Here is a 12,467-nt window from a genome sequence, read left to right as displayed (position 1 = left end):
CGGAAATACCGGTAATGCATCCAGTAGTCGCTTGCCATAATTTTTGGTCAGCAAGCGTTTGTCGTAGATAACCACTTCGCCCCAGCAACCGTGGCTTCGAATCAGTCGCCCAACCTGCTGAATCAGGTTAAACGAGGCGCTCGGCAGGCTTTGCACCTCAAACGGATAGCGGTTGAGGCTTTTCAGCCATTCCCCTTCGGTGATCACCACCGGGCTGTCGATGGGCGGAAAAGCGATTTTGTGGATATGCACCTGGCTGAGCAGATCACCTTTCAAATCAAGCCCTTCGGCAAATGACTGTAAGCCCACCAGCACACTATGCTCACCGTTGGCAACGCGTTTGCGGTGCAGTTCAACTAAGCGATAACGCGGCTGATCGCCCTGCACCAGCAGCATCAGGCGTAAATCCGTCACATAGTCGAGAAAGCACTGCATCGCCCGTCCGCTGGCAAACAGTACCAACATACCGAGATGTTTTTTGCTCTCCACCTGCTCACGGAAAAAGGCCGCCATTTCGGCAATATGCTGCTCTTCGTTGTCGATGGAAGGCTCAAAGCGCATCCGGGGAATAACAATTTTGCCCTGTTCGCAGTGGTTAAAGGGGGAATCCAGCGCCACAAAACGGTCGCCCGCTTTCTCTTTCAGCCCGCTCATCTCCTGCAAACGCGAAAAACTGTTCAGCGAACGCAAGGTTGCGGAGGTGACAATAATGTGCGGAATACTGCGCCACAGCAGCCTTTCCAGCTGATCGCTGACACGTATCCCCACGCAGTGAAACCAGAGATGCAGCTGCCCTTCGCGCTCTTCCCGCGTCGCCCATTTGGTCACCGGCGCACCGGAAGATTGCGCCAGAGACGCCAGCCGCCAGAGTTTGCTTTGCGCCTCGAACATCCCCAACGCGCGGTTCATCTGCAAAATCAACCGATGCAGACGCACAATATCGTGGCTGCCGGTTTTCTCACTTAAATCGTTAAGAAATAACTCCGCCAGACCACGCAGCATCTCGGTGAGTTTTGCCAGCCGCTGGCAGATCTCCAGCACTTCATCAGGCAGTTCGCCCATCGCAAAACGGTGCTCTGCCTCCTGCCCGGCAGGCATGTAGAGATTGAGAATGTTGTTTAACGAGGCGATAAGCTCATACAACTCTTCACAATGCGCATTCAAACGTTCAGGGATCGCCAGCGGTGGGATGGTCTTCGGGCGAAACTGCTCCATGCAGGTAGCGACCAGTTTCGTGAACAAGTCCAGCTGTAGTCGATACCAGGGCGCGGTGATTTCGGCACTCATCTCCAGCGCATCCCGGGCCACATCTGGCAGGTGATGACCTTCGTCCAGCACCAGCAGCAGATTTTTCGGGTCAGGTAGTACGGCTTCGCTTTCCATCGCCGCCATCACCAGCGCATGGTTTGCCACCACCACTTCCGCTTCCTGAATCTCCCGACGAGCAACAAAAAACGGGCATTCACGATAGTAGTAACAGTTGCGGTTGAGGCAGCTGGCTTTGTCGGTACTTAAACGACGCCAGAGATCGTCATCTATAGCGATATCAGTATGATCGCGCAGACCATCCCATTTATAAGTGTCGAGATCGCCCTTCAGCTTCGCACAACGTTTTTGCTCTTCCTGATTATTTGGCGTCAGTTCGTCGTCAAGAAACGCCAGCAGATCCTGTTGCGTGGGCTCAGTGCTGGCGAGCGCCGTCAGATTACGCGGGCAAACGTAGCGCCCACGCCCAAAAGCGGCAGTGAATTTAAGATCGGGAATGATCTTTTTCAGCAGCGGTAAATCTTTGCTGTAAATCTGATCCTGCAACGCCACGTTGGCGGTACTCACCACCAGCGTTTTTTGCTCTTCGCGGGCAATGGCGATGCCGGGGATCAAATAGGAGAGCGTTTTCCCAACGCCGGTGGGGGCTTCAATCGCCAGATGCCGCCCTTCTTCTCCGGCCAGCGTTTTGGCGACGTCCGCAATCATCTGCCGCTGCGGCGCACGGGGAATAAAGTCGGGGATCTGTTCCTGAAGCGCCTTATACCAGGCGGCAATTTGCGCTTTAAGCGCGGCGGTTAATGCCATGAGAAAACCTGAAATACTGTATAAACAGCCAATATTGTGGCATTTTTCGGTTTTCAGGGGTAATGGTTTTTCTGTTTCTGGAAAGCGGCTCGCAATAACCACCAACATAATGCGGTTTAATGCCCGTTCGAGCACAAAGGATCCAACACGTCATGCAAGACACCATCATAAATTTCTACAGCACCAGCGATGACTACGGTGATTTTTCTAACTTTGCCGCCTGGCCCATCAAGGTTGACGGGAAAACCTGGCCCACCTCAGAACACTATTTTCAGGCACAAAAATTCCTTGATGAAAAATACCGCGAAGAGATCCGTCGGGTTTCTTCCCCTATGGTCGCCGCACGCATGGGGCGCGATCGTTCTAAGCCTCTGCGTAAAAACTGGGAGTCGGTCAAAGAACAGGTGATGCGGAAAGCACTTCGCGCTAAATTCGAACAGCATCCAGAACTGCGTGCGCTCTTGCTGGCAACCGCGCCCGCAAAACTGGTTGAGCATACGGAAAACGATGCTTACTGGGGAGACGGTGGTAATGGTAAGGGCAAGAATCGACTGGGCTACCTTTTAATGGAGTTGCGCGAACAATTGGCTATAGAGAAGTAACGTCTCGGTGGCTTATGGGCGGTAAAACAGATAAATTTTTTCCCGTGTTCTCAAATTGCTGACAAGTGCTTGTTGTGAAATGCCGGATGCGGCGTAAACGCCTTATCCGGCCTACAAAAGCATGCAAATTCAATATATTGCAGAGTTCACGTAGGCCTGATAAGCGTAGCGCATCAGGCAGTTTTGCGTTTGTTCATCAGCCTGATGCCGGGCATAGCCCGGCATAAAAGATTACTGCGCAGCGGTAGGTTTACGCGGACGGCGGCGACGTTGTTGTTCGCCTGCCGGTTTGGCATCGCCGAGGCGGCGAGACGGTTTTTCTGCAGGTTTCGCGCTTGCAGATTTTGCGCCACCTTCCCCACGGCGTGGTTGCTGTTGACCGCGACCACCACCTTGCCCACGACCGCCGCCGCCACGTTGCTGGCGACCGTTCTGGATCGGTTCGGCTTTGATTGACGGGTCCGGCTCATAGCCCGGAATCGCAATGCGCGGGATCTCTTTTTTCAGCAGTTTTTCGATATCACGCAGCAGTTTGTGTTCATCAACACACACCAGCGACAACGCTTCACCGGTAGCAGCCGCACGACCGGTACGCCCGATACGGTGGACATAATCTTCCGGTACGTTTGGCAGTTCATAGTTGACGACGTGCGGCAACTCTTCGATATCCAGACCGCGCGCAGCGATATCGGTCGCCACCAGTACGCGAATGTCACCCGATTTAAAATCAGCCAGCGCACGGGTACGCGCACCTTGCGATTTATTCCCGTGGATCGCCGCACTACGGATGCCATCTTTATTGAGCTGCTCAGCCAGATGGTTAGCGCCGTGTTTGGTACGGGTAAACACCAGCACCTGCTGCCAGTTCCCTTTACCAATCATGTGCGACAGCAATTCGCGTTTGCGTTTCTTATCGACAAAGTGAACGTGCTGGGTCACCTGATCAGACGCGGTATTGCGGCGTGCCACTTCGATTTCCAGCGGGTTGTGCAACAGTTTTTCCGCCAGGGCTTTAATATCGTCAGAGAAGGTCGCAGAGAACAGCAGGTTCTGGCGTTTCGCTGGCAGTTTTGTTAACACGCGACGGATATCGTGGATAAAGCCCATGTCGAGCATGCGGTCAGCTTCATCGAGGACGAGGATTTCAACCTGATCCAGCTTCACTGCATTTTGATGTTCCAGGTCCAGCAAACGTCCCGGTGTTGCCACCAGAACATCAACGCCGCCGCGCAGCTTCATCATTTGCGGGTTAATGCTGACACCGCCAAACACCACCAGCGAACGAATGTTCAAATATTTGCTGTAATCACGGACGTTTTCGCCAATCTGCGCAGCCAGTTCACGGGTCGGGGTAAGAATGAGCGCACGTACCGGACGACGCCCTTTGGCGTGCGGCTGGCGAGTGATCAGGTGTTGCAACAGCGGCAGCGTAAAGCCCGCTGTTTTACCGGTACCGGTCTGGGCGCTAGCCATCAGGTCGCGGCCTTCCAGCACCGCAGGGATCGCCTGCTGCTGAATAGGGGTGGGTTCACGGTAACCCTGCTCGGCAACGGCGCGCAGGATATCAGGGCTTAAACCCAAAGAATCGAAAGACATAACTACTCCGAACCGCCCCGACCGTTACCGGTGTAGTTTTCAGGGAGATACTGAAAAGGAAAATGACAAAAACCACAATGTCATGAGGGAGCGGAGTGTAGCAGTTTTTGTGACGCAGCGCATAAATTATCCCTGTGACTGGCGTAGCTAAAATTCTTAGCCATACTGGACAACTCCCCTATGGAGTCATAATCTTAATCAATCATTTGATTAAGAATGGACTGTGCGATGAATAATCCTGCCATGACAATCAAGGGTGAACAGGCGAAAAAACAGCTGATTGCTGCCGCACTGGCGCAGTTTGGTGAATATGGAATGAACGCCACCACCCGCGAGATAGCCGCCCAGGCCGGGCAGAATATCGCTGCCATCACCTACTACTTCGGTTCGAAAGAAGATTTGTACCTCGCCTGCGCCCAGTGGATTGCCGATTTTATTGGCGAGCAGTTCCGTCCGCACGCCGAAGAGGCCGAACGCTTGTTCGCACAACCACAGCCTGATCGCGCAGCCATCCGTGAACTGATCCTTCGCGCCTGCAGGAACATGATTAAGCTGCTCACCCAGGATGACACCGTCAACCTCAGCAAGTTTATCTCCCGTGAGCAGCTCTCTCCCACGGCAGCCTATCACCTGGTGCACGAACAGGTGATTAGCCCGCTACACAGCCACCTGACACGCCTGATTGCCGCCTGGACCGGCTGCGACGCCAACGATACCCGCATGATCCTCCATACTCATGCGTTGATTGGTGAGATTCTGGCGTTCCGTCTTGGCAAAGAAACAATTCTGTTACGTACCGGCTGGACCGCGTTCGATGAAGAAAAGACCGAACTGATCAACCAGACGGTGACCTGTCATATCGACCTGATTTTGCAAGGATTATCGCAAAGGAGTTTGTAGTGATGAAAAAACCTGTCGTGATCGGATTGGCGGTAGTGGTACTTGCCGCCGTGGTTGCCGGAGGCTACTGGTGGTATCAAAGCCGCCAGGATAACGGCCTGACGCTGTATGGCAACGTGGATATTCGTACGGTGAATCTTAGTTTCCGTGTTGGGGGGCGCGTTGAATCGCTGGCGGTGGACGAAGGTGATGCTATCAAAGCGGGCCAGGTGCTGGGCGAACTGGATCACAAGCCGTATGAGATTGCCCTGATGCAGGCGAAAGCGGGTGTTTCGGTGGCACAGGCGCAGTATGACCTGATGCTTGCCGGGTATCGCGATGAAGAAATCGCTCAGGCCGCCGCAGCGGTGAAACAGGCGCAAGCCGCCTATGACTATGCGCAGAACTTCTATAACCGCCAGCAAGGGTTGTGGAAAAGCCGCACCATTTCGGCAAACGACCTGGAAAATGCCCGCTCCTCGCGCGACCAGGCGCAGGCAACGCTGAAATCAGCACAGGATAAATTGCGTCAGTACCGTTCCGGTAACCGTGAACAGGACATCGCCCAGGCGAAAGCCAGCCTCGAACAGGCGCAGGCGCAACTGGCGCAGGCGGAGTTGAATTTGCAGGACTCAACGTTGATAGCCCCGTCTGATGGCACGCTGTTAACGCGCGCGGTGGAGCCAGGCACGGTCCTCAATGAAGGTGGCACGGTGTTTACCGTTTCACTAACGCGTCCGGTGTGGGTACGTGCCTATGTTGACGAACGTAATCTTGACCAGGCCCAGCCGGGGCGCAAAGTGCTGCTTTATACCGATGGTCGCCCGGACAAGCCCTATCACGGGCAGATTGGTTTCGTTTCGCCGACTGCTGAATTTACCCCGAAAACCGTCGAAACACCGGATCTGCGTACCGACCTCGTCTATCGCCTGCGTATTGTGGTGACCGACGCCGATGATGCGTTACGCCAGGGAATGCCGGTGACGGTGCAATTCGGTAACGAGGCAGGACATGAATGATGCCGTTATCACGCTGAACGGCCTGGAAAAACGCTTTCCGGGCATGGACAAGCCCGCCGTCGCGCCGCTCGATTGTACCATTCACGCCGGTTATGTGACGGGGCTGGTGGGGCCGGATGGTGCAGGTAAAACCACGCTAATGCGGATGCTGGCGGGATTACTGAAACCCGACAGCGGCAATGCCACGGTGATTGGCTTTGATCCAATCAAAAACGACGGCGCGCTGCACGCCGTGCTCGGCTATATGCCGCAGAAATTTGGTCTGTATGAAGATCTCACGGTGATGGAGAACCTCAATCTGTACGCGGATTTGCGCAGCGTCACCGGCGAGGCACGTAAGCAAACTTTTGCTCGCCTGCTGGAGTTTACGTCTCTTGGGCCGTTTACCGGACGCCTGGCGGGCAAGCTCTCCGGTGGGATGAAACAAAAACTCGGTCTGGCCTGTACCCTGGTGGGCGAACCGAAAGTGTTGCTGCTCGATGAACCCGGCGTCGGCGTTGACCCTATCTCACGGCGCGAACTGTGGCAGATGGTGCATGAGCTGGCAGGCGAAGGGATGTTAATCCTCTGGAGTACCTCGTATCTCGACGAAGCCGAGCAGTGCCGTGACGTGTTACTGATGAACGAAGGCGAGTTGCTGTATCAGGGGGAACCAAAAGCCCTGACACAAACCATGGCCGGACGCAGTTTTCTGATGACCAGTCCACACGAGGGCAACCGCAAACTATTGCAACGCGCCTTGAAACTGCCACAGGTCAGCGACGGCATGATTCAGGGGAAATCGGTACGTCTGATCCTCAAAAAAGAGGCCACACCAGACGATATTCGCCATGCCGACGGGATGCCGGAAATCAACATCAACGAAACTACGCCGCGTTTTGAAGATGCATTTATTGATTTGCTGGGTGGTGCCGGAACCTCAGAATCGCCGCTGGGCGCAATATTACATACGGTAGAAGGCACACCCGGCGAGACGGTGATCGAAGCGAAAGAACTGACCAAGAAATTTGGTGATTTTGCCGCCACCGATCACGTCAACTTTGCCGTTAAACGTGGGGAGATTTTTGGTTTGCTGGGGCCAAACGGCGCGGGTAAATCGACCACCTTTAAGATGATGTGCGGTTTGCTGGTGCCGACTTCCGGCCAGGCGCTGGTGCTGGGGATGGATCTGAAAGAGAGTTCTGGTAAAGCGCGCCAGCATCTCGGCTATATGGCGCAAAAGTTTTCGCTCTACGGTAACCTGACGGTCGAACAGAATTTACGCTTTTTCTCTGGTGTGTATGGCTTACGCGGTCGGGCGCAGAACGAAAAAATCTCCCGTATGAGCGAGGCGTTCGGCCTGAAAAGTATCGCCTCCCACGCCACCGATGAACTGCCATTAGGTTTTAAACAGCGGCTGGCACTGGCCTGCTCGCTGATGCATGAACCGGACATTCTGTTTCTCGACGAACCGACGTCCGGCGTTGATCCGATTACTCGCCGCGAATTCTGGCTACATATCAACAGCATGGTAGAGAAAGGCGTCACGGTGATGGTCACCACCCACTTTATGGATGAAGCAGAATATTGCGACCGCATCGGCCTGGTGTACCGTGGGAAATTAATTGCCAGCGGCACGCCGGATGATTTGAAAGCGCAGTCGGCCAACGACGAGCAACCCGATCCCACCATGGAGCAAGCCTTTATTCAGTTGATCCACGACTGGGATAAGGAGCATAGCAATGAGTAACCCGATCCTTTCCTGGCGTCGCGTGCGGGCGCTGTGCGTCAAAGAGACGCGGCAGATCGTTCGCGATCCGAGTAGCTGGCTGATTGCGGTAGTGATCCCGCTGTTGCTGCTGTTTATTTTTGGTTACGGCATTAACCTCGACTCCAGCAAGCTGCGGGTCGGGATTTTACTGGAACAGCGTAGCGAAGCGGCGCTGGATTTCACCCACACCATGACCGGTTCGCCCTACATCGACGCCACCATCAGCGATAACCGTCAGGAACTGATCGCCAAAATGCAGGCGGGGAAAATTCGCGGTCTGGTGGTTATTCCGGTGGATTTTGCGGAACAGATGGAGCGCGCCAACGCCACCGCACCGATTCAGGTGATCACCGACGGCAGTGAGCCGAATACCGCTAACTTTGTACAGGGGTATGTCGAAGGGATCTGGCAGATCTGGCAAATGCAGCGAGCGGAGGACAACGGGCAGACTTTTGAACCGCTTATTGATGTACAAACCCGCTACTGGTTTAACCCGGCGGCGATTAGCCAGCACTTCATTATCCCCGGTGCGGTGACCATTATCATGACGGTCATCGGCGCGATTCTCACCTCGCTGGTGGTGGCGCGAGAATGGGAACGCGGCACCATGGAGGCTCTGCTCTCTACGGAGATTACCCGCACGGAACTGCTGCTGTGTAAGCTGATCCCTTATTACTTTCTCGGGATGCTGGCGATGTTGCTGTGTATGCTGGTGTCAGTGTTTATTCTCGGCGTGCCGTATCGCGGGTCGCTGCTGATTCTGTTTTTTATCTCCAGCCTGTTTTTACTCAGTACCCTGGGGATGGGGCTGCTGATTTCCACGATTACCCGCAACCAGTTCAATGCCGCTCAGGTCGCCCTGAACGCCGCTTTTCTGCCGTCGATTATGCTTTCCGGCTTTATTTTTCAGATCGACAGTATGCCCGCGGTGATCCGCGCGGTGACGTACATTATTCCCGCTCGTTATTTCGTCAGCACCCTGCAAAGCCTGTTCCTCGCCGGGAATATTCCAGTGGTGCTGGTGGTAAACGTGCTGTTTTTGATCGCTTCGGCGGTGATGTTTATCGGCCTGACGTGGCTGAAAACCAAACGTCGGCTGGATTAGGGAGAAGAGCATGTTTCATCGCTTATGGACGTTAATCCGCAAAGAGTTGCAGTCGCTGCTGCGCGAACCGCAAACCCGCGCGATTCTGATTTTACCTGTGCTTATTCAGGTGATTCTGTTCCCGTTCGCCGCCACGCTGGAAGTGACTAACGCCACCATCGCCATCTACGATGAAGATAACGGCGAGCATTCGGTGGAGCTGACCCAACGTTTTGCCCGCGCCAGCGCCTTTACTCATGTGCTGCTGCTGAAAAGCCCACAGGAGATCCGCCCAACCATCGACACACAAAAGGCGTTACTACTGGTGCGTTTCCCGGCTGACTTCTCGCGCAAACTGGATACCTTCCAGACCGCGCCGTTGCAGTTGATCCTCGACGGGCGTAACTCCAACAGTGCGCAAATTGCCGCCAACTACCTGCAACAGATCGTCAAAAATTATCAGCAGGAGCTGCTGGAAGGAAAACCGAAACCTAACAACAGCGAGCTGGTGGTACGCAACTGGTATAACCCGAATCTTGACTACAAATGGTTTGTGGTGCCGTCGCTGATCGCCATGATCACCACTATCGGCGTAATGATCGTCACTTCACTTTCCGTCGCCCGCGAACGTGAACAAGGTACGCTCGATCAGCTACTGGTTTCGCCGCTCACCACCTGGCAGATCTTCATCGGCAAAGCCGTACCGGCGTTAATTGTCGCCACCTTCCAGGCCACCATTGTGCTGGCGATTGGTATCTGGGCGTATCAAATCCCCTTCGCCGGATCGCTGGCGCTGTTCTACTTTACGATGGTGATTTACGGTTTATCGCTGGTGGGATTCGGTCTGTTGATTTCATCACTCTGCTCGACACAACAGCAGGCGTTTATCGGCGTGTTTGTTTTTATGATGCCCGCCATTCTCCTTTCCGGTTACGTTTCTCCGGTGGAAAACATGCCAGTATGGCTGCAAAACCTGACGTGGATTAACCCTATTCGCCACTTTACGGACATTACCAAGCAGATTTATTTGAAGGATGCGAGTCTGGATATTGTGTGGAATAGTTTGTGGCCGCTACTGGTGATAACGGCCACGACAGGGTCAGCGGCGTACGCGATGTTTAGACGTAAGGTGATGTAACTTCTTATCTTTCGCCAGCAAAGACACTACCGCCGGGCCGGCAAGGATTGCCAGCCCTGCAATTGCCAGCAAAAAGTTGTTTTCCAGTACACGGGACAACAGCCACAGCACAATCAGCGCTGCGCCAAAATACCAGGTCGTGGTCAGCTCTTCCAGCACGTCTGCCACCTCACGCCAGCGTTGCTCGGGGTGGCGCTGAAACACCAACATCATCACTACCGTGACACAATACAGTGCGCATAATCCCACGCCGACGTGAACCAGAGTCTTACTCATCCAGCCCACCACCAGCAGCGCCACTACCAGTAAATGCAACATAATCTGCCAGCAACTTAGACCAGTTGCGACACGAACACGTTGTTGCCACTTCATGGCTTCTCTCCTGAAGAATTTATCTCTACTTACTCAGAGTACCGAACTTTACGGAAAATTCCGTAAGACCGCACCTTTTTGTGACGCCGACTACACTATTTCAATGAGATAAGAGGCAAAGACAGGAAAATTATGCCCGATCAAACACAACAATTTTCGTTCAAGGTGCTCACCATCAACATTCACAAAGGTTTTACCGCGTTTAACCGACGCTTCATTTTGCCGGAACTTCGCGACGCGGTGCGTACCGTCAGCGCCGATATTGTTTGCCTGCAGGAAGTGATGGGCGCGCACGAAGTTCATCCGCTGCATGTGGAAAACTGGCCCGATACCTCGCACTACGAGTTTCTCGCCGACACGATGTGGAGCGATTTTGCCTACGGTCGCAATGCCGTATACCCGGAAGGGCATCACGGCAACGCCGTACTGTCGCGTTATCCCATTGAACATTATGAGAATCGCGATGTTTCGGTCGATGGTGCGGAAAAGCGCGGCGTGCTCTACTGCCGCATTGTGCCACCGATGACCGGAAAAGCGATTCATGTGATGTGCGTACATCTGGGCCTGCGTGAGGCGCACCGTCAGGCGCAGCTTGCGATGCTCGCCGAATGGGTGAATGAGCTACCGGACGGCGAACCGGTATTGGTGGCGGGTGATTTCAATGACTGGCGGCAAAAAGCTAATCATCCGTTAAAAGTGCAGGCCGGGCTGGATGAGATATTTACCCGCGCCCACGGACGCCCGGCGCGCACGTTTCCGGTGCAATTTCCTCTACTACGACTGGACAGGATCTACGTCAAAAATGCCAGCGCCAGCGCGCCAACCGCGTTGCCGCTGCGGACATGGCGACACCTTTCTGATCATGCCCCTTTAAGTGCGGAGATTCATTTATGAAATGTAGCTGGCGCGAAGGCAATAAGATCCAGTTGCTGGAAAACGGCGAGCAATATTATCCCGCGGTGTTTAAGGCGATTGGCGAGGCACAAGAACGCATCATTCTTGAAACGTTTATCTGGTTTGAGGATGACGTCGGCAAACAGCTGCATGCGGCACTACTGGCAGCAGCGCAACGCGGGGTAAAAGCGGAAGTCTTGCTGGATGGCTACGGTTCGCCGGATCTCAGCGATGAGTTTGTCAATGAACTGACGGCCGCTGGCGTGGTGTTCCGCTACTACGATCCCCGCCCTCGCCTTTTTGGTATGCGCACCAATGTGTTTCGCCGGATGCATCGCAAAATTGTGGTGATCGACGCGCGTATCGCCTTTATTGGCGGGCTGAATTACTCCGCCGAGCATATGTCCAGCTACGGTCCGGAGGCTAAACAGGATTACGCGGTACGCCTCGAAGGGCCGATTGTCGAAGATATTCTCCAGTTTGAGCTGGAAAACCTGCCAGGACAGAGCGCGGCACGACGCTGGTGGCGACGCCATCACAAAGCGGAAGAAAATCGCCAGCCGGGAGAAGCGCAGGTATTGCTGGTCTGGCGCGATAACGAAGAACATCGCGATGATATCGAACGCCACTATCTGAAAATGCTCACTCAGGCGCGGCGGGAAGTGATTATCGCCAACGCCTACTTCTTCCCCGGCTATCGATTTTTACACGCCTTGCGTAAAGCGGCACGGCGCGGGGTGCGGATCAAACTGATCATTCAGGGCGAACCGGATATGCCGATTGTCAGAGTCGGTGCGCGCTTGCTGTATAACTATCTGGTTAAAGGTGGCGTTCAGGTGTTTGAGTACCGCCGCCGCCCGCTCCACGGCAAAGTGGCATTGATGGACGATCACTGGGCGACAGTAGGGTCCAGTAATCTCGATCCGCTCAGTTTGTCACTGAATCTCGAAGCAAATGTCATCATCCACGATCGTCATTTTAACCAGACGCTGCGCGATAATCTGAACGGCATTATCGCCGCAGATTGTCAGCAGGTCGATGAGACCATGCTGCCCAAACG

General features: G+C 54.3%; 10 protein-coding genes and 1 pseudogene (1 of these 11 running past the window's edge). 8 read left to right on the top strand and 3 right to left on the bottom strand.

Annotated features, from left to right (window positions below):
• Positions 1 to 2,073: pseudogene (gene dinG / locus QZF50_RS09795) on the bottom strand (ATP-dependent DNA helicase DinG); it reaches 61 nt to the left of the window's first position.
• A 119-nt stretch (positions 2,074 to 2,192) separates the two neighbouring features.
• On the opposite strand from dinG, the gene ybiA reads away from it, so the two are divergent.
• A complete protein-coding gene (gene ybiA, locus QZF50_RS09790; RefSeq protein WP_001145128.1) occupies positions 2,193 to 2,675 on the top strand; it encodes an N-glycosidase YbiA in 483 nt (160 codons plus the stop codon).
• Positions 2,676 to 2,906: 231 nt separating this feature from the next.
• Here the strand turns inward: ybiA and rhlE are convergent, their stop codons facing one another.
• The gene (rhlE, locus tag QZF50_RS09785) at positions 2,907 to 4,271 is read right to left on the bottom strand and encodes an ATP-dependent RNA helicase RhlE (protein WP_000007102.1); all 1,365 of its coding nucleotides are present in this window, start codon (positions 4,269 to 4,271) and stop codon (positions 2,907 to 2,909) included.
• A gap of 228 nt (positions 4,272 to 4,499) precedes the next feature.
• Here rhlE and cecR point away from each other — a divergent pair, with 228 nt between their 5' ends.
• From cecR to QZF50_RS09760, 5 genes are read left to right on the top strand one after another with little or no spacing between them, the layout of a single operon-like run.
• Positions 4,500 to 5,171: a DNA-binding transcriptional regulator CecR gene (gene cecR / locus QZF50_RS09780; RefSeq protein ID WP_001296991.1), complete on the top strand. Its 672-nt coding sequence runs from the start codon at positions 4,500 to 4,502 to the stop codon at positions 5,169 to 5,171.
• Between the two features lie 2 nt (positions 5,172 to 5,173).
• Entirely contained in the window at positions 5,174 to 6,169 is a 996-nt protein-coding gene (gene hlyD, locus QZF50_RS09775) for a secretion protein HlyD (protein ID WP_001296990.1), read from the top strand.
• Positions 6,162 to 7,898, top strand: a complete 1,737-nt coding sequence (locus QZF50_RS09770) for an ATP-binding cassette domain-containing protein (RefSeq protein WP_000996091.1) — start codon at positions 6,162 to 6,164, stop codon at positions 7,896 to 7,898. The genes hlyD and QZF50_RS09770 overlap by 8 nt, the downstream gene beginning before the upstream one ends.
• Positions 7,891 to 9,024, top strand: a complete 1,134-nt coding sequence (locus QZF50_RS09765; protein WP_000070131.1) for an ABC transporter permease — start codon at positions 7,891 to 7,893, stop codon at positions 9,022 to 9,024. Before QZF50_RS09770 ends, QZF50_RS09765 begins: the two co-directional genes overlap by 8 nt.
• Before the next feature lie 10 nt (positions 9,025 to 9,034).
• Entirely contained in the window at positions 9,035 to 10,141 is a 1,107-nt protein-coding gene (locus QZF50_RS09760; protein ID WP_000469031.1) for an ABC transporter permease, read from the top strand.
• On the opposite strand, the gene QZF50_RS09755 is transcribed toward QZF50_RS09760, so the two are convergent.
• Complete coding sequence (locus tag QZF50_RS09755) at positions 10,103 to 10,513, bottom strand: YbhQ family protein (protein WP_000871982.1); 411 nt, start codon at positions 10,511 to 10,513, stop codon at positions 10,103 to 10,105. The two genes, QZF50_RS09760 and QZF50_RS09755, sit on opposite strands and share 39 nt — an antisense overlap.
• A 132-nt stretch (positions 10,514 to 10,645) precedes the next feature.
• Between QZF50_RS09755 and QZF50_RS09750 the strand changes: the two genes are divergently transcribed.
• Both QZF50_RS09750 and clsB read left to right on the top strand, forming a co-directional pair.
• Positions 10,646 to 11,407 (top strand): endonuclease/exonuclease/phosphatase family protein, encoded by a 762-nt coding sequence (locus QZF50_RS09750; protein WP_001113348.1) that lies wholly within the window; start codon positions 10,646 to 10,648, stop codon positions 11,405 to 11,407.
• Positions 11,404 to 12,467 (top strand): cardiolipin synthase ClsB (gene clsB, locus QZF50_RS09745; protein WP_290388865.1); only part of this gene is annotated, 1,064 nt, incomplete at its 3' end. The genes QZF50_RS09750 and clsB, both read left to right, overlap by 4 nt.

It is taken from the genome of uncultured Escherichia sp. (genome assembly GCF_948475835.1).
In the GTDB taxonomy this organism is placed as follows: domain Bacteria; phylum Pseudomonadota; class Gammaproteobacteria; order Enterobacterales; family Enterobacteriaceae; genus ECMA0423.
The sequence above is the reverse complement of the archived record's forward strand: the minus strand, read 5'-3'. Positions and strand labels throughout refer to the sequence as shown.

What these genes read in the sequence shown, in the direction of transcription:
- ybiA (WP_001145128.1), top strand. Translation starts at nt 2,193, where the DNA reads ATGCCCGTTCGAGCACAAAGGATCCAACACGTCATGCAAGACACCATC.
- rhlE (WP_000007102.1), bottom strand. Translation starts at nt 4,271, where the DNA reads ATGTCTTTCGATTCTTTGGGTTTAAGCCCTGATATCCTGCGCGCCGTT.
- cecR (WP_001296991.1), top strand. Translation starts at nt 4,500, where the DNA reads ATGAATAATCCTGCCATGACAATCAAGGGTGAACAGGCGAAAAAACAG.
- hlyD (WP_001296990.1), top strand. Translation starts at nt 5,174, where the DNA reads ATGAAAAAACCTGTCGTGATCGGATTGGCGGTAGTGGTACTTGCCGCC.
- QZF50_RS09770 (WP_000996091.1), top strand. Translation starts at nt 6,162, where the DNA reads ATGAATGATGCCGTTATCACGCTGAACGGCCTGGAAAAACGCTTTCCG.
- QZF50_RS09765 (WP_000070131.1), top strand. Translation starts at nt 7,891, where the DNA reads ATGAGTAACCCGATCCTTTCCTGGCGTCGCGTGCGGGCGCTGTGCGTC.
- QZF50_RS09760 (WP_000469031.1), top strand. Translation starts at nt 9,035, where the DNA reads ATGTTTCATCGCTTATGGACGTTAATCCGCAAAGAGTTGCAGTCGCTG.
- QZF50_RS09755 (WP_000871982.1), bottom strand. Translation starts at nt 10,513, where the DNA reads ATGAAGTGGCAACAACGTGTTCGTGTCGCAACTGGTCTAAGTTGCTGG.
- QZF50_RS09750 (WP_001113348.1), top strand. Translation starts at nt 10,646, where the DNA reads ATGCCCGATCAAACACAACAATTTTCGTTCAAGGTGCTCACCATCAAC.